At 69.2% G+C, this 17,180-nt stretch carries 11 protein-coding genes; 5 read left to right on the top strand and 6 right to left on the bottom strand.

Features of this window, described 5'->3' with window-relative positions; all coding sequences use genetic code 11:
- Positions 1-25 precede the first annotated feature (25 nt).
- Together OEB96_RS39455 and OEB96_RS39450 are read right to left on the bottom strand one after the other, a co-directional pair.
- On the bottom strand, positions 26-1,474 hold the full coding sequence (locus tag OEB96_RS39455; RefSeq protein ID WP_266222074.1) for a sugar transferase: 1,449 nt from the start codon (positions 1,472-1,474) through the stop codon (positions 26-28).
- A gap of 103 nt (positions 1,475-1,577) precedes the next feature.
- Positions 1,578-2,360 (bottom strand): hypothetical protein, encoded by a 783-nt coding sequence (locus tag OEB96_RS39450; protein WP_266222073.1) that lies wholly within the window; start codon positions 2,358-2,360, stop codon positions 1,578-1,580.
- 111 nt (positions 2,361-2,471) lie between these two features.
- Between OEB96_RS39450 and OEB96_RS39445 the strand changes: the two genes are divergently transcribed.
- Positions 2,472-3,464 (top strand): aldo/keto reductase, encoded by a 993-nt coding sequence (locus OEB96_RS39445; protein WP_266222072.1) that lies wholly within the window; start codon positions 2,472-2,474, stop codon positions 3,462-3,464.
- 7 nt (positions 3,465-3,471) lie between these two features.
- Here the strand turns inward: OEB96_RS39445 and OEB96_RS39440 are convergent, their stop codons facing one another.
- The 3 genes from OEB96_RS39440 to OEB96_RS39430 form a co-directional block, all read right to left on the bottom strand.
- Positions 3,472-5,265 (bottom strand): alpha-amylase family glycosyl hydrolase, encoded by a 1,794-nt coding sequence (locus OEB96_RS39440; protein ID WP_266222071.1) that lies wholly within the window; start codon positions 5,263-5,265, stop codon positions 3,472-3,474.
- A 29-nt stretch (positions 5,266-5,294) separates the two neighbouring features.
- The gene (locus tag OEB96_RS39435) at positions 5,295-7,481 is read right to left on the bottom strand and encodes an alpha-amylase family glycosyl hydrolase (RefSeq protein WP_266222070.1); all 2,187 of its coding nucleotides are present in this window, start codon (positions 7,479-7,481) and stop codon (positions 5,295-5,297) included.
- Between the two features lie 168 nt (positions 7,482-7,649).
- Positions 7,650-10,544 (bottom strand): FG-GAP repeat protein, encoded by a 2,895-nt coding sequence (locus OEB96_RS39430; protein ID WP_266222069.1) that lies wholly within the window; start codon positions 10,542-10,544, stop codon positions 7,650-7,652.
- A 150-nt stretch (positions 10,545-10,694) separates the two neighbouring features.
- On the opposite strand from OEB96_RS39430, the gene OEB96_RS39425 reads away from it, so the two are divergent.
- Complete coding sequence (locus OEB96_RS39425) at positions 10,695-11,756, top strand: matrixin family metalloprotease (RefSeq protein ID WP_266222068.1); 1,062 nt, start codon at positions 10,695-10,697, stop codon at positions 11,754-11,756.
- A 47-nt stretch (positions 11,757-11,803) separates the two neighbouring features.
- On the top strand, positions 11,804-12,772 hold the full coding sequence (locus tag OEB96_RS39420) for a hypothetical protein (RefSeq protein ID WP_266222067.1): 969 nt from the start codon (positions 11,804-11,806) through the stop codon (positions 12,770-12,772).
- Between the two features lie 3 nt (positions 12,773-12,775).
- On the opposite strand, the gene OEB96_RS39415 is transcribed toward OEB96_RS39420, so the two are convergent.
- Positions 12,776-14,236, bottom strand: a complete 1,461-nt coding sequence (locus tag OEB96_RS39415; protein WP_266222066.1) for a M23 family metallopeptidase — start codon at positions 14,234-14,236, stop codon at positions 12,776-12,778.
- Between the two features lie 190 nt (positions 14,237-14,426).
- Here OEB96_RS39415 and OEB96_RS39410 point away from each other — a divergent pair, with 190 nt between their 5' ends.
- Positions 14,427-15,368, top strand: a complete 942-nt coding sequence (locus tag OEB96_RS39410; RefSeq protein ID WP_266222065.1) for a hypothetical protein — start codon at positions 14,427-14,429, stop codon at positions 15,366-15,368.
- Positions 15,369-15,409: 41 nt separating this feature from the next.
- Complete coding sequence (locus tag OEB96_RS39405; protein ID WP_266222064.1) at positions 15,410-17,128, top strand: hypothetical protein; 1,719 nt, start codon at positions 15,410-15,412, stop codon at positions 17,126-17,128.
- Positions 17,129-17,180 lie beyond the last annotated feature (52 nt).

Below are 17,180 nucleotides of genomic sequence, written 5' to 3'. Positions count from 1 at the left end.
GTAGAGCGCCCGGGGCCAAACCAGCCTAGCTGGCCCCCTTGTGGATCAGCACGACCGGGATCGTCATGAAGATGATCCGCAGGTCGAGCCACACCGACCACTTGTCGATGTACTCGAGATCCATCTTCATCCACTCCTCGAAGCTGATCTCGTTGCGGCCCGAGACCTGCCACGGGCCCGTGATCCCCGGCTTGACCGACAGCCGGCGACGCTGCCACGGCTTGTACTGCGCCACCTCGGACGGCAGCGGCGGACGCGGTCCCACCAGGCTCATCTCGCCGAACAGCACGTTGAACAGCTGCGGCAGCTCGTCGATGCTGGTCTTGCGGATGAAGCGACCCACTCGGGTGATGCGCGGGTCGTGCTTGATCTTGAACACGGGCCCGTCCATCTCGTTGTGCTTCTCGAGCTCCTTCTTGAGCTTCTCGGCGTTGATCACCATCGACCGGAATTTGTGCATCCGGAACTTGCGGCCGTTTCGACCGGAGCGCACCTGCGAGAAGATCACCGGCCCGGGGTCGGTCACCTTGATGGCGATGACGGTGGCCAACATGATGGGCGACAGCAGGAGGATCCCCACCAGCGCCCCGGTGAAGTCGAGCAGTCGCTTGAGCAGCAGGCTGCCCTCGCTGGTGGGCGTGCGCCGCATGCCGATGAGCGGCATGTCGTAGCCCGTCATCTGTGCCACCTCGATCTTGCCGGCCCGGGGTACGTCGGGCGGCATGGTGAGCAGCACCTCGACCCCGCGCTCCTCACAGTGCCGCAGCGCCTCCTCGAAGGTCTCGGGCGGCTCGTCGGGCACCGCGAACACCACCTCGTCGATCGGCTGGCCGTCGAGGAGCTTGTCGAGCTGACGCAGCGCCCCCACGGGCTTGGGCGCCTCGGGGGCCACGACCTCGTTGGGGACCGACACGTGCCCGATGAGCTTGTTGTTCCACGGCGGCTCGGTGCGGACCGATCGCGCGAAGGCCACGGCCTGCTCGCCGCGCCCCACCACCAGCACGCGATGACCATCGACCGACTGGTTCTGGAAGATCGAGAGCAGCTCGACCATCAGCACCCGCCCCATCATCAGCGACACGAGCTGCACCGCACCGAACAGCAGCACGAAGGTGCGCGCGATGAAGGCGACCTTGAATGCGAAGGTGGAGGCGATGAAGAGCACCAGCCCCAGGCCCACCACCCGCAGGTAGCGCGTCGCCACCCTACGGTACGGCAGGCGGAAGTCGGAGCTCTCGCCGAAGTAGAGCGTGATGAACCACAGCGGCCAAAGGCCCCAGAGCAGCGGGTAGTAGTCGGGGATCTGGATCGGCCCGAGGTCGAGGCGGGCAAGCGGTCCCGGCAGCGAGCCTTCCGTCTGGAGCACGGCCAGGATCTGCCGGATCCACAGCGAGGCGAAGAACGCCAGCGTGCTGACGATCAGATCGTAGACGTAGATCAGCCGACGAAAGAAGACCGCCTGATGCCGTGTCACCGCTCGCTCGTCCTGCTCGGGGGGCCCCTAGCATGGACAGGACGGGGCCTGCGGGCAAGGCGTTCCGACGCGCGGCATCACACGGCGGCGGCAAGCGCGGGCATCACCAGTAGGTGAAGCGCAGGCACCATGCATCGAGCGTGCCCGTGTCTTCCTCGGCCCGATCGAAGGCCTGCAGGCGCCAGGTTCCGATGAGCTCGTTGCCCATGTACATGGGATCGAACGTCGTCTCGGGGATGAGCTCGCCGCCCAGCGCGGGCGTGCCCCCGCCGTCGTTGACACAGCTGTCCTCGACCGGCGCGGTGCCGCCGTCGTGGAGCACCACGTCGATGCCGTTGCCGTTGCACATGCCACCCCCCGGCTGATCGATCACGATGATCGCCGCCTCGCCCGACTTGCGCAGGTCGAAGCGCAGATCACCCACGTAGGAGTGGCTGGCCTGGATCACCAGCTGCATCGAGACGATGGTGCCGCCGCCCAGGAGATCGACGTTGATCGACGACGTCACGCCGTCGAGGGCATTGTCGGGGATCGGCAGGTTGGCGACCGTGCAGTACTCCACCTGCTGGGGCTGCGGCTCGGTGTCGACCCCATCGGACGAGGTACCCGTGGTCGAGGTGCTCGCGTCGCCGGTGGTGCCCGGGCCGGTCGAGCCGCTGTCGACCACCCCGGTCGACGTGGTGGTGTCGGGCGCGATGGGGCCGGTCGAGCCGGTGGTCTCGCCGGTGGTGGTGCTCGTGCCGGTCGATGGGTCCTCGAGCTCGCCCGTGCCCGAAGCACCCAGGCCCGCGGAGTCGGGGCGGCAGGCGCCCAGGAGCACCCCCACGAGCCCGCGCAGGAGCCCCCGCAAGAGCATGGGACAGAGCGCGGTCGACCGGCGCACCATGGCCGACGACCATAGCATGTCTCGGGGTGGCATCGGGGTGGTCTCGGGGCGATCTCGAGCAGCCTCGGAGCCGCATGGTCGCCCGCGGGCTCGCCGGCTATCCTCGGGTCGATGGAGTACGTGTTCTTGGGGCGCACCGGCGTCCGTGTCTCGAAGCTGGCGTTCGGCACCATGTCGTTCGGAGGCGAGGTGGGTGAGCAGATGGCCGCCACCATGTTCGAGCGCTGCCGCGCGGCCGGAATCAACCTGTTCGATTGCGCCAATCTCTACCACCAGGGTCGCGCCGAGGAGATCCTCGGCCGCTTGATCGGCCGAGCACGCGACGAGGTCGTGCTCACCACCAAGGCCTACTTTCCCACCGGCCCCGGACCCAACGATCGAGGCAGCAGCCGCTACCACCTACGGAACGCGGTCGAGGCCAGCCTGCGGCGGCTCGGCACCGACCACGTCGACCTCTTCTTCCTGCATCGCATGGACGACCACACGCCGCTCGAGGAGACCCTGCGCGAGGTCGAGCGCATGGTGACGGATGGCAAGATCCTCTATCCGGCCGTGAGCAACTTCGCCGCCTGGCAGACCGCGCGTGCGCTCGGCATTGCGGAGCGCCACGGCTGGGCCCCCGTGTGCTGCGTGCAGCCGATGTACAACCTGCTCAAGCGGCAGGCCGAGGTCGAGATCCTGCCGCTGTGTGCGGCCGAGGGGCTGGCCTGCCTGAGCTACGGCCCGCTCGCGGGCGGGCTGCTCAGCGGCAAGTACGGCACGCAGCGCCGGCCCGAGCAGGGGCGCATCGTCGACAACCCGATGTACGGGGTGCGCTACGGGGCCGCGAGCAACTTCGAGATCGCCGAGCGCTTCGTGACCCTCGCGCAGGAGCACGGACTGCACCCGGCCGCGCTGGCGATCGCGTGGGTGGCCGCCCACCCGGCCGTCACCGCCCCGCTGCTCGGCGCCCGCAGCCTCGAGCAGCTCGATGTGTGTCTGGGTGCAGCGGAGCTCGAGCCGAGCGAGGAGCTCTACGCGGCGATCTCGGCGCTCTCACCCGAGCCGCCGCGGGCGACCGATCGCAGCGAGGAGACCTCGATTCACAACTACGGAACGCGCTGACGCTGGCCTATCGAGCCACGAGGATCCGCAGCGACCGCGGCGGCACGCTGACGGTGCCGCCGGAGACGGTCACCCCGTCGCCGCTCAGCTCGTCGAGATAGCCACCATCGGGAAGACCGCCGACGTCGCTCGTTCCGTCGTCGCGGTTGATGGCCACGTACACGGTCTCGTCGAGCGTCGGGTCGCCCACCGCGAGGTCCATGCGATAGCTGAAGGTGTGCAAGCCCGCGTCGAGCGTGGTGCGGGTGCCGTAGCGCATGGCCGGGTGCTCGGCCCGGATCTCGTTGAGATCCTTGATCGCCTGCAGCAACAGCTGCTGGCCGCCGGTGTAGCCCGCGGTGTTCCAGTCCATCGGGCGACGGTTGTCGGGGTCGCCCGCCCCGGCCATCCCGATCTCGTCGCCATAGTAGAGGAGCGGCGCCCCCGGAGTGGTGAGGATGATGCCGAAGCCGACCACCAGGCGCTCGAAGGCCGACGTCCCGCCGGGCACGCCGGGGGGGCTGTTCCAGCCGAGATCCTTGTCGTTCCACCACGGGTCGGTGCCCGACAGCGGATCGTCCTCGGCGTAGTGCACCACCCGCGGCAGATCGTGGTTGCCGATGAACGTGCTCATCACGGCGCCCGACCAGTAGAAGCCGTCGTTGGCGTCCATGAAGCCGGCCAGGTCGCTCATGCTGCCCTGGCGCATCAGGACGTTCTCGACGATCTTGGTGCGGATCGGAAAGTCGAACTGCCCGTCGAGCATCTCGTCGTTGACGTAGTAGGCGATCTGCCCCTGGTCGCCGGTGAAGGTCTCGCCGACCATGTAGAAGCGCTGGATCAGGTTGCCGTCGTCGTCGTAGCGGTCGAGCTCGGTGTTGCTGCGGTTGCGCAGCTCGAGCAGCCACGAGTCGTCGATGTGCTTGACCGCGTCGAGGCGAAAGCCATCGGCGCCGGTCTGCTCGGCCCACCACAGCGCATTGCTCACCGAGAAGTCACGGGCCGCCGCGTTGGTGAAATCGAAATCGGGGAGGTAGTCGGTGAACCAGCAGCGCTTGCCCTCGTCCCCGTCCCACGAGCAGCCCGAACCGCACACGCAGTTGCCCCCGAAGCCGTTGTCGTTGGGCCAGAACCACCCGGGGTTGTCGGCATGGACCGGCGAGTCCGCGTGCACGTGGTTCATGGCGTAGTCGAAGATCACCTTGAGGTCGTGATCGTGCGCCACCGTGACCAGCTCTTGCAGCTTCTCGAGCGTGCCGAAGTGCTCCTCGGTGCTCTCGAGATCCGAGGGCCAGTAGCCGTGGTAGCCCGAGTAGTAGTGCGGATCGCCCACGCCCAGGCCCGCCGCGCTGGTGTTGTCCATCGGCACGGTGATCCACAGCGTGTTCACGCCCAGCTCGTTGAAGTACCCCTCCTCGATGCGGATGATCACCCCCTCCCAGTCGCCGCCGTACCAGTCGGCGATGTCGGCCACGTTCCCGTCGAGCATCTCATCGTTGCCGGGGTCGCCGTTGTGGAAGCGATCGACGAACACGAAGTAGATGATCGCGTCGCGCCAGTCCCACGCGCCCTCCGAGGGCGGTGGCGGCGGCGGGCCGTCGTCTCCCGTGCCGTCCGGGCCGCTGCCGGGCCCTCCGGTCCCCGTCCCGGTGCCCCCGCTCGAGTAGCCCGCCGAGGGATCGAACCCATCGGTGTCATCGGGCGGATCGAGAGTGGCGGCGGACTCGAGGCCATCGGAGCCACAAGCGGTCGACTGCAGGCCCAGCGCGAGCAGACCGGCGACGGAGAGGAAGGTGGGACCGAGGCGGGAAAGGCAGCGCATGTTCGTGTTCTCGACCGTCGTTCGAGCGTTCAAGGGCAAGGCAGGGACTCGGGCACGAGCACTCGGAGCGAGCGGGGCTCCATCTCGATGGAGGCACTCCAAGGCCCCAGCTCGACGCGCTCGCCCGACAGGGCATCCTTATACCAGCCCGGGATGGCCGTCGAGCCAGCGGGGAGCTCGAGGGTCGCCGAGACCGGCTCGCGCGAGAGCAGGACCACGGCCGGCGCCCCATCACCGGCATCGCGCGTGAAGACGTAGTGATCGCGCTCGACCAGCAGCGCCCGACGATCCCCCCGGCGAAGGGCGGGCACGCAGCGCCGCAGCCGGGCCACGCGCTCCACCAGGTCGAGCGCGGCCAGGGACGCCGGGGGCAGTGAGGCCAGCTCGGGCATCACGCGGCGGTTGTCCGGGTCGGCGCCGCCGGCCAGGCCCACCTCGTCCCCGTAGTAGATCACGGGCAGCCCGGGCAGGGTGAGCACCAGCGCCAGCGCCAAGCCGGTGCGTGCATACACGTCGGGATCGACGGGCGGAGGCGGCGGATCGTCCCATGGGCTCCCCACCTCGCCATCGGCCTCCGAGGCAAAGCGGGTCACGTCGTGATTGCCGATCATCGTGGCCATCAGCGCCCCCGAGCCCTCGAGCCGACGCTCGGTGTTGGCGAGGCTGGCCTCGATGGCCGACAGCCCCGTGCTCTGGTGCGCCAGCGCATCGCGGACGACCCACATCAGCGGGAAGTCGAACGCACTGTCGAGCCCGTCGGGCCCGAGGTAGTAGCGAATGACCTCGGTGCCTCCTGGGCCCGGACCCGTGAAGATCTCCCCCATGGTGAAGGCCGCCGCCTGCGGAGCCGTGGCCTCGCGCAGCTCGTGGACCAGCCGCCGCGAGACCGCCCGCGGCATCATCGGGATCGCGTCGATGCGAAAGCCGTCGGTGTCGAACGAGTCGTGCCACCAAAGAGCGTCCTGCACCGCCAGCTCCATCACCTCGGGATGCTCGAAGCGCAGGTCGGGCAGGTACGGGGTGAACCAGCACACCTCGATGAACTCGGCCCACGAGCAGCTCGGCGACCCGCAGATGCAGGCGGGCTCGTGCTCGTGGAACCAACCCTCGGCGCGGTGCTCGGCCACGCGCGGGTTGTCCTCGTAGAGGTGGTTGGGGACCAGATCGAGCAGGACGCGGATGCCCCGGGCGTGCGCCTCGTCGACGAGCGCGCGCAGGGCCGCCTCGCCGCCGATGCGTGGGTCGACCGCGCGAGCGTCGAGCGGCCAGTAGCCGTGGTAACCCTCGTAGAGGTGATCGTCGTCGCGCCCCTCTCGGGCCTCGGTGGGGTTGAGATAGACCGGCGAGAGCCACAGCGCCGAGACCCCGAGCGCATCGAAGGTGCCCGCGCGCAGCTCGGCCAGCACGCCGTCGAGGGTGCCGCCCGCCCGTGCCCCCGGGTCGGGCGGAGGGGCGAGCACCGTGCCCCCGTCACCACGGTAGCGGTCGATCATGATCTGATAGACGATCCCGTCGGCCCACTGCGGCGCCACGGGGTCGACCCAGCCCACGCCCACCACGGGCTCGGTCGGGCGCCCCTCGGCATCGGTCGCCGTCGCGCGCACCCGGTGCTTGCCGCGAGGCAGCGCGCGGGCGCGGAAGCTCGCGGTCCCGGCCTCCGCATCGACCCGCTCGAGCGCCAGCGGGGTGCCATCGGCGAGCTCGGCCTGGATCTTCGCAGGATCGAGCGGCGCCCCGTCGAGCGCCGGTTCGAACGACAGCTCCACCGCGAACCCATCGGGCGCATCCTCGTGAACGGCCCCGAGCTCCAGGCGCGGCTGCTGGCAATCGGGCACCTCGAGCCGGGAGACCTCGAGCCCATCCTCGCGGAAGGTCGTGACGGGCTCGTAGCGATCGAGGTGTCCGCGCCCTTCCTCGATCAGCAGGTAGCCATACGCGCCCGGAGGCAGCGCCAGCTCGGCCACCTGCCACGGGACCTCGGGTGCATCGTCGTCCACGAAGTCGCGCAGCGCGATCGATCGCTCCCAGTCGTCCCAGCTTCCGCGCACGGCCAGCGGCTCGCCGGCGCGCTGCGGCTGGCCCCACACCACCGCCGGGCAGGTCCCGGGCGGCAGCTTCGGATCGTCGTCGGTCGCACAGCCCACCGCGGGGCCGAGCACCCCCGCGAGCCAGAGCGCGACCCCGATGCGACCACCGCGGGTGCGCGAGGGAGTCATCGAAGGCGATTGTACGGGCGATCGGGGGGCGGGCCAGGCATCGAGCCCCAGCCGGGCGCGCGTGGCCGGATCGCCCACCGACCGCACGTGCTCGACCGGGGTCCGCAGGCAATCGAGATCGTCGAGGTGCTCGCGCTCTACCCGCACGAAGTCGGCCTCGCGACGCCGTCAGTAGAGGTAGACCGCACCGGACGTGGGGGCAGCGTTGTTGAGCTGGTTGCCGCCGATGCCGGTGGCGTTGCCGTCCTCCTCGACGGCACCGACGGCAAGGAGCTCGGCGTCGCCGCTGAGCGCAATTCCCGAGCCGAAGTGGTCGTTGCTCGAGCCGGTGTTGGAGGCCTTGACGTACGCCGCTTGTGACCACGCGCCCAGGCCATCGTGCACGAACACATAGGCCGCGCCAGCGCCGGTGATGCTGTCGTTGGTCTGGTCGCCGTCGAGCCCCACCGCGTTGCTCTGCTCCTGCCGAGCGCTCACGGCCAGGGCGTCGCCGTCGCTCGACATCGCCAGGCGCCAGCCGAATTCATCGCCGAAGGCGGCGTTGGAAGCCTTGAGGTAGGCCTGCTGCGACCACGCATCGAGATCGTCGCGCACGAACACGTAGACCGCCCCGGAGGTCGGGGCGATGGCCTGATCGAGGCGCGCGGTCGCGGCGAGGGTGTCGCCGTCGTCGGAGAGCGCGAGCTGCTCGCCGAGCCACGCGGCTCCGACGGCGCCGGGCTTGACGTACGCCTGCTGCGACCATCCGCCCATGCCGTCGCGCACGAACACGTAGATCGCTCCCGTCGCCGCGGCCGCGTCGTTGGCCTGGTCGCCGTCGATGCCCGTGGCATTGCTGGCCTCCTCATGGGCGCCCACGGCGAGGGTGTCGCCGTCGGCCGAAAGCGCGACGCCGTGGCCGAACCGGTCCGATGCGTCGGTATTGGAGGCCTTGACATAGGCCTGCTGGGACCACGACCCCACGCCGTCGCGCACGAACACGTAGGCCGCTCCGGATTGGGTCGCGCCGTTGTCGGCCTGGTTGCCGTCGATGCCGGTGGCGCTGCTGTCCTCGTCGATCGCGCCCACGGCGAGGGTGTCGCCGTCGTCGGAGAGCGCGACGCTGTGGCCGAAGCGATCGTTGAAGTCCGTGTTGGAGGCCTTGACGTAGGCCTGCTGGGACCACGCGCCCATGCCGTCGCGCACGAACACGTAGGCCGCTCCCGAGTTGGAGGTGGCGTTGTTGATCTGGGCGCCGTTGATGCCGGTGGCGTTGCTGTCCTCTTGCGGGGCCGTCACGGCCAGGGTGCTGCCATCGGCCGAGAGCGCGACCCGGGTGCCGAACAAGTCCCCTCCGCCGGGCGTGGAGGCCTTGACGTAGGCCTGCTGGACCCAGCCGCCCGCGCCGTCCTGCACGAACACGTACACCGCGCCCGCGCCGGGCAGGGAGTCGTCGGCCTGGTCGCCGCCGATGCCGGCCGCGCTGCTGCTCTCGTGGTTGGCGCCCACGGCCATGGTGCTGCCGTCGGCCGACAGCGCCACGCTCTCGCCGAACGAGTCGGTCGCCTCGCTGTTGCTCGACTTGAAGTAGCCGACCGCCTCGGCCAGCGAGCTCGTCACGTCCACCACCGCCGAGTCGGTGCAGCCCTCGTCGTTGCACGCGCGCAGGCGATAGCTCGCGTCCCAGCGAAAGTGCAGCGGCACGGTGTACGAGACCGAGGTGCCGAGCATGTCGGCGCCCAGCTGCACGAACGGCTCGCCGGGCGCGAGGCTCTCCTCGAGCTGATAGTAGTCGGCGTCGGGGACCGCGGCCCAGGAGAACTCGAAGCGCTTGATCGGCGACGGGCTCAGCGAGAGCACCGGGACGCCCGGCAGGGTCACGCAGGCCGAGGTATCGAAGGCGGCGCACCCGGGCACGCAGGCGAGCGCACCCAGCGTGAAGCCGAGCGACTGGCAGGTGGCCCCGGCCAGCGCATCGCCATCGCAGACCTCGCCGGCCGTCGCGTTGACGTGTGCATCACCGCAGCCGGCGAGCGTGCAGTCGTCGTCGCAGACCGCCGACTCGCCCGCGTCGTCGCAGGCCTCGCCCGCCGTGACGTTGACCAGGCCGTCGCCGCAGGTCGACGGCGTGCAGTCGGCGTTGCAGGCGAGCGACTCGCCCATGTCGTCGCAGGCCTCGCCCGCGGTCGCGTTGGTGATCCCGTCGCCGCACGCGGCGGGCGAGCAGTCGGCGTTGCAGGTGGCCGACTCGCCCGCGTCGTCGCAGGCCTCGCCCGCCGTGGCGTTGATCCAGCCGTCGCCGCACTCGACCAGCGAGCAATCGGCGTCGCACAGCGCCGTGCGGCCGCCCTCGTCGCACAGCTCCCCGGCGGTGGCGTTCCACACCCCGTCGCCGCAGGTGGACACGGTGCAGTCGGCGTTGCAGGTGGCCGACTCGCCGCCCTCGTCGCAGTCCTCGCCGGCCAGCGAGTTGAGCCAGCCGTCGCCGCAGGCGGCGAACGTGCAGTCGACGTCGCAGGTGGCCGACTCGCCGCCCTCGTCACAGTCCTCGCCGAGGGCGTTGTGGATGCCGTCACCGCACACCGAGATCGTGCAATCGGCGTTGCAGGTGACCGACTCGCCGCCCTCGTCACAGTCCTCGCCGGGGTCGAGGAGGCCGTCGCCACAGAACGGACCGGTGTCGGTGGTGTCGGTGGTGTCGTCGGTCGAGTCGGTCGAGCCGGTCGAGCTGGTCGAGTCGGTCGAGTCGGTCTCGCCGGTCGAGTCGGTCTCGCCAGTCGAGCTCGTGTCATCCGTCTCGCCACAGAAGCACTCCCCGTAGCCCGAGCCATCGGGCTGGCACACCTGCACGCCAATGTCGGCGCCCGTGCAGGTGCAAGGGACCGATTGCCCGGGGACGCACGCCGCGTCGATGCCATCGCCGGTCGCGTCGGTGCTGGTGCCGGGCATCGCGTCCACCGGCGTGTGATCGGGGCACCCGTAGAGGCACGGGGTCAGGAGCAGGAGGAACGAGGACCATCGGGTACGAGGCATGATGTCGATGAGGCCGGGCATGGCCTCCCACTCGTGGAGTCGCTCGGGCATGGTCGGGTGATCCCGACGGGTTCGAGAGTGACCGCAAATGGGATGATAGCGCGCTCTCAGGGCCAGCGCCGTTTGCGCAGCCGTGAGCGACCAGCTCGTCGATTCCTGAGACACGCCGGTCGAGAAACCGACATCAGGGCCGTGAAGCCCATGACCCTACCCGAGTCCCGTCGTCGCTCTCGTCCCGCGCCACTTCCGTGCCTGCTCGCCCTCGTGATGGCGGCGGGCTGCGTGGTGGAGGACGACGCGCTCGATCCCGACGCGCTCGAGCTCGACGACGACACCCCTGGCTCTCTCACCGTGGAGGATGCCGACGACGAGGACCCGGGTCCGAGCGAGCCCGCCGATCCCCACGCCAACGACGAGCGGGTCGAGGGCGTCGTGCCGGGCGACCTGGTCGAGGTGGAGGACGGCATCGTGCTGCCCGTGCCCGCCCCCGGTGAGATGATCGCCATCGAGGTGATCTACGAGGATGGCCAGACCGCGACGGCCGCCCTGGTGCACGATGTGGAGGGCAGCGTTCGGATCCGCCATCCCGATGATCACCTGGTCGCCATCCCCGAGGGCACGGCCGCGGCGTGTGCGGCCAAGTGCAGCGACAACACCTACAGCTACCTGTTCGGGGCCGGGATCCCGGCCAAGTGGCAGAGCACCTTGAACTGGCGCTACCGCGACGGCGGCCGACCGTCGGGCACCAAGACCGCGGCCATCGACGGGTTCAAGCACGGCGCCGGGGCGGTCCCCAGCTCGCGCAACTCGTGTTCGCTCGCCGACCAAGTGAGCGCCACCCAAAGCTACAAGGGGGAGACCAACGTGCAGCCCTCGCCCAAGGTGGTCAACGGAGCCCTCACCTGTGACGAGGCCCTGCTCGACGATGCCACCAACGTCGTGGGCTGGCGCTCGATGACGAGCAACAACCTCGCCACCACGTGCACGCGTGGTGTCAGCCTCGGCGGGGGCAATTTCGCCATCACCAAGATGGACATGTCGTTCAACAAGGACAAGGCGTGGTACTTCGAAAACGCCGTTCCCGGCGGGTGTTCGTCCGCGTTCTCGCTGCGAGGGGTCGCCACCCACGAGTTCGGCCACGCCTACGGGCTCGGTCACGCCACGCAGTGCAACCTGACGATGTCCCCGGCGGCCAGCCCATGCAGCTCGGCCAACCGCCAGTTCGGCAAGGGCGACGTGCTGGGGTTGCGGAGCCTCTACTGACCTGGTCCCGTCGCGGTCCCGTCACGACCTCGGCTATCCTCGGGCCCATGCGAGGCGTGACGTGGCTGGTGCTCGGGCTCGGGTGCTTGGCGTGCAATCCCAACGCCGGCGGCCTCAACAACCAGGGGCCGCCCCTGGGTGAGCCCACGACGAGCACCGATGGGTCGACCGGCTCGAGCACCACCGTCGCCGCCGACGACGGCACGTCGTCAAGCACCTCGGGGGCGACCGAGTCCCCGACCACCACCGCGGTCGACCCCACCGACGACACGACCGGACCCAGCAAGCCGGCCCTGGTGGACACCGAACTGCTCGCACGCTGGTACGTCGACGAGGCCGACACGGACCAGCGCCCCGAGCACGTTCTCGACAGCGTGCCTCCGGCCGTGGACCTCGAGCTGATCTATACCAACGGTACCCCGGTCTACGCGCTCGACGACGGCAATCGAGGGATCCAGTGGAGCCAGGCCGGCCGCAGCGGGCGGGCCCTGGCCCCCATCGACGGCACCAAGCTGCTCGACGAGCTGGGCGGCGCGTCGGAGATCACGTTCGAGCTGGTGATCAGTGTTCAGGCCGTGGTCAGCAACACCTCGCGCTTCCTCCACATCGGCACCGACGACGACAATGGAGACTTCGTGATCGGCGCGCACATGATGAACGTGCTCCAGGTGCGCTGGGACGACGGAGACATCGTCCGCACCTTCGACACCACCCTCACGGGCCAGCGACAGGTGGTGCACGTGGTGGTCGACACCACGCAGGTCGCCGAGCAGGACCGCATTCGCGCCTACATCGACGGCGACGCGCTCGTTACCCCGGACATGGAGGCACCGGTCCTGGGCGCCGGCCTCCCGCTGAAGGACACCTCGTCGCTGGTGCTCGGCAACCGAACCGACGGACAGCGATCGATGCGGGGCACGCTGCTCTACGCGGCGATCTACCTCGCAGTGCTCGAACTACCGGACATCCAGAACAACGTCGAGGTGCTGAGGGGGAGCGACGACACGCCGATGTGAGCGTCAGCCGTCGCGCTCGCCCACATCGCCTTCCGTGGTCGTGTCGGTCTCCGACTCGGCATCCGCTCCCGCCGCATCGGCCGGCTCGCCATCGCCCGTCTCGCCCGGCTCACCCATCCCGGCCAGCCTCGCCTCCCACCGCGCCCGCACCTTGCCAAAGCGCGCACGATCGCCCGCGCCCACCCCGGGTCCGCGCACCGACTCGATGGTGGTCGGGTCCACGTAGCGTCCGTGCTTCTGCATCCCGAAGTGCAGGTGCGGACCCGTGGCCAGGCCCGTCTGTCCCACGTAGCCGATCACCGTCTTGGCCTTCACCCGATCGCCCACCTTCTGATCGGGGGCAAAGCGCGACAAGTGCATGTAGAGGGTTTTGAGCCCGCCGTCGTGCTGGAGGATCACCAGGTTGCCCGCCCCGCCCTTCTCGGCTCGCCACACGATCTTGCCGTCGGCCGCCGCCCACACCGGCGTGCCCTCGGGGGCCGCATAGTCGACGCCCTGGTGGCTCTTGACCCGATGCAGCACCGGGTGCATGCGCTTGGGATCGAAGCCCGAGGAGATCCGCGCGTACTTGAGCGGCGACTTGACCATGGTGCGGGCCACCCCGCGGCCCTCGCCATCGACGTAGCGGCCCTCGCCACCATCGGGCTCCCACCACAGCACCAGCACCTCGCCGCTGGCCTCGCCCTCGTAGCGCGCGGCCAGCACCCGTCCGTAGCGCACCAGCTCGCCGTCGAGCTCGTGGCGCTCGACCACCAGCGCGAAGCGGTCGCCCTTGCGGGTGGCCTGGAAGAAGTCGATGTCGTAGGCGAACACGTCCACGATCACGTCGACCAACGCGGGCGAGTGACCGCGCTCGGTGAGCGCGGCCCACAGCGAGCTCTCGACCACGCCGTCGATCTCTTCCTCGCGCAGCTCGGTGGGCAGCTCTTCGAGCCGTCCTTGCAGCGTGCCGTCGTCGGTTCGTCGCACCCGCGCGACCTCGGTCACCGACAGGTGGAAGGCGAACGAGAGCAGCTCACCCGTGTCATCGAGCTCGATGTCGTAGCGCTGTCCGATGCGGATGGTGGCCGGGTCCATCACCGGCTGCAGCGCCTCGGCCACGCGCTGGATCTTGGAGCCGGAGAGGCCGGCGCGATTGAGGATGCGACTGAGGCTGTCGCCGGCGCGCACCTGGCCGTGCAGGGGATCGGGCTTGGGCGGGGGCTCGGGCTCGGCGTCGGGCTCGGGGCCGTCCGAGGTCGAGGCGGCGACGGGAGGAGGATCGACGGCGGTCGGAGCCGCGACGGGCTCCCCGCCCTTCGCCGGCTCGGGGCTCGGTGCCTCGCTCGACGTCACCAAGGGGGCGCTTGGCTCGGAAGCGCCGCATCCGGTCACCACGAGCCACGCCGTCACGATCGCGGCACACCCGAGCCACGAGGCCCGCAACCTCCCTCGGACGTGGCGCTGGGCAACGGCGCGAGGCATGAGTCGGGGCGGAGCATATCAGCAAACCGCGCGGGGTGACCAGTCCGTTGGCCCGGCCGGGATCTGGAGGACGACCCGACCGCGCCGGCGGGTGGCTCTGGTCTTGGTGGTGGGTCGGGCGGTGGGGGCGTCGACCCGAACATTCCACTCCTTGGTCGACCACGCACGAAGACGTCGAGTGATGTGACACGTGAGGGTCATATTCATAGTTTGCTCTTTCTTCGATCGACCGCTCCGATCGACACTTCGCCCTCCTCGTCGCTGGTGTCGTCGAGGCAAGCAAGGAGCGCGTGAAGTGATCGGGATCTCGTCACGAACCTGGCTGGCCGTGATCCTCGCGGCGGAACTGGCCGGGCTGTCGTCGAGCGCGGCGAACGGCTCGGCGTCGAGCATCGCTGCCCCGGCCGCCGACGAGCGGCTCACCGTCGAAGTCGACCCTCGCATGTTCCAGGCCGAGGCTCATCGCGGATGGGTCGAGGAACAAGCGCGTACCGTCCTCGACCGTCGCGCCTCGGATCTGGAGGATGGCGACGGCATCGTGGTGGATCTGGCCGGCATGAGCCGCGACTATCGCGTGACCATTCGCGTGCTGCGACACGGTGAGCCGCTGGCCGAGCAGCCCGAGACGTTCGAGTGCAGGGGCTCGACCGACGAGTTACTCGCACTGGTCGAGGTGGGTGTCGAGCAGGCCGTCGATCGCCTGATCGAGGCGCGGACGCGAGAGCAAGCCGAGCGCGAGCGCCAGGCCCGGGAACGAGCCGAACGCGAGCGCACCGCCCAGGCCGAGTTGATGCGCCGAAACGCGTTGGCGACCAAGCCCTATCGACCCGCCATGCTCGGACTGATGGGAGCGGTGACCGCAGGGTTGGGTGGAGGGTTGATGGTGAGCGGAGCATTGGTCTCGGCCAAAGGGATCGAGCCCTCGGGCAACGACCTCTTGAGCGCCACCGATTTCCGCCCTCCGGGCTACGCGCTGCTCGGGGTCGGTGCTGCCGTGCTGACCACCGGGGTGGTGCTGCTCGTGACCGACGTGGTGCGCTGCAAGAGGGATCGAGTGGTATGCGGTGAGCGGGGCCCGCTGCTCGAGCGCATGGCTGGCCCACGCCAGTCCCGAGGATGGGTAGCGCGATGAGGGGGTGGAGGATGCGAGTCTCGACGAGGTTGCTCGGCTTGTTGGCGATCACGATCCCCTGGGGGACCGGCTGCGGTCGGAGGATCGACGGTGAGCACTGCGTGTTCACCGGGGGTGACCGCGGCTGTGACGGCCAGGCCTGCGTAGTGGTCATCGGCGGTGGAGTGGTCGAGGGGGCGAGCCATGGCTGCCTGGCCGTGGACGAGGCGCTGGAGCTCGAGCCCGATCGCCACGTGCATCTGCGCGACGGGGTGCCGCGCGCTTGGGTCGCCGAGGGCGAGCCCTTGCTCGAGTCCGATACCGTGCAAGGCGTGCTCGCGCGCCGGGCTCGGGAGGATGGTCTCGAGGAGGTCTGCTCGGTCGACGAGGAGTTGCCCGTGGAGATCTTGGAGATGATGGAGGTCGAGGTGGTGTTCGCGGCTCGGGGGCGGCTGGAGGGGCTGCGAGCGACGAAGAGGATCCGGGAGGAGCAGGCTTTCGTCGATGAGGAGGAGGCGGAGGCTCTGCGCGGATTCTACGATGCGGTCGATCAGTGGGCGCTGACATGCAGCGGACTGCTGGACGGGACCAGCGGCTCGGAGACCGGGACCGAGAGTTCGTCGAGTACCTCGGCCGACACGAGCTCGTCGGGCGAAGCTCCATGCACGTCGTCCGAGGATTGTCCGGATTCGGCGATGCCGTTTTGTAGTCCGTTCAGTGGAGAATGCGTGTCGTGTGGCGAGCTACCGGATCCCAACAGCGCCTGTGCACATCTCGATCCGGCCACCCCCGTGTGCCTCCGGGATGAGTGCGTGGAGTGCACACCCAGCCATTCCGTGGCATGTACCGGCAGCACGCCTGTGTGCGACCCTCTCACCAACACGTGTGTCCCGTGCACCGAGCACAGCCAATGCGGCGAAGCGGCGTGCGACATGTTCACCGGCTGGTGCCTGCCCGAGGACGCGGTCGTCCGCGTGGGGCCGGGGCAAAGGTTCGCGACGATCGGTTCGGCCGTTGCGAGCTTCGGGCCGGGCGAAGGAGGGACGATCATCATCCATCAAGGCGACTACTTGGAGTCCGTGATGATCGACAACGAGAAGCGACTCGCCTTTCTGGCTGCCCCGGGAGATTCACCGAACTGGAGCACGAGCGAACAGTTTCAGCTCGAGATCTGGGCAGATGGGACGGTCTTCCTCGACGGCCTCCGTCTCTCCGACAATTCTAGTTCTGCTGCACTATATATGACCGGCGGCCAAGCGTGGCTTGATCGCACCTCGCTCGTCAACAACATCCACGGCGCCTACATCGTTGGCGGGGCCGAGTTGATGATCCGCAACTGCTTCGTCGGCTCCTTCTTTGGTGGTGTCAACCGCTCCGCTCTCCGCGTCTACTCGACATCATCGGCAACGATCGTCTCTTCGACGCTCATAGGCGACGGGCCTGCTGGCACGAGTCTGTACTGCGACAATCCGTTCTCGGTCACGGCACGCAATAGCATCATGGTCAGCGCCAACGTCACCAATTACTGCCCGATCGTGGATGTCTCCAACTCAGTCACCTCCGTCGATGTACCTGACACTGGCAATCTTCAGGTCGGTGCCCTAAGCACGGCATGGTTCACCAACATCGCCTCGGGCAACTTCCATCTTTCCCCTTCCGGACAGTCAGCCTTCGCCTACATCGCCCAGTGGCAGCTCGGCGATCCCACCACCGACATCGACGGCGATCCCCGCCCGACCACCCACGGTACCCCCGACTTCCCCGGCGCCGACGTCCCCTGACTCACGCTACCAGGATGTCGCAGGGGTCGTAGGTCAATGTCCCGCCCGGTAC

This window comes from Paraliomyxa miuraensis (assembly GCF_026337845.1).
GTDB lineage: Bacteria > Myxococcota_A > Polyangia > Nannocystales > Nannocystaceae > Paraliomyxa > Paraliomyxa miuraensis.
The sequence above is the reverse complement of the archived record's forward strand: the minus strand, read 5'-3'. Positions and strand labels throughout refer to the sequence as shown.

Excerpts from the sequence above, each read along its gene's own strand:
- OEB96_RS39440 (WP_266222071.1), bottom strand. The coding sequence starts at position 5,265 with ATGCGCTGCCTTTCCCGCCTCGGTCCCACCTTCCTCTCCGTCGCCGGT.
- OEB96_RS39445 (WP_266222072.1), top strand. The coding sequence starts at position 2,472 with ATGGAGTACGTGTTCTTGGGGCGCACCGGCGTCCGTGTCTCGAAGCTG.
- OEB96_RS39435 (WP_266222070.1), bottom strand. The coding sequence starts at position 7,481 with ATGACTCCCTCGCGCACCCGCGGTGGTCGCATCGGGGTCGCGCTCTGG.
- OEB96_RS39430 (WP_266222069.1), bottom strand. The coding sequence starts at position 10,544 with ATGCCCGAGCGACTCCACGAGTGGGAGGCCATGCCCGGCCTCATCGAC.
- OEB96_RS39415 (WP_266222066.1), bottom strand. The coding sequence starts at position 14,236 with ATGCCTCGCGCCGTTGCCCAGCGCCACGTCCGAGGGAGGTTGCGGGCC.
- OEB96_RS39425 (WP_266222068.1), top strand. The coding sequence starts at position 10,695 with ATGACCCTACCCGAGTCCCGTCGTCGCTCTCGTCCCGCGCCACTTCCG.
- OEB96_RS39420 (WP_266222067.1), top strand. The coding sequence starts at position 11,804 with ATGCGAGGCGTGACGTGGCTGGTGCTCGGGCTCGGGTGCTTGGCGTGC.
- OEB96_RS39450 (WP_266222073.1), bottom strand. The coding sequence starts at position 2,360 with ATGGTGCGCCGGTCGACCGCGCTCTGTCCCATGCTCTTGCGGGGGCTC.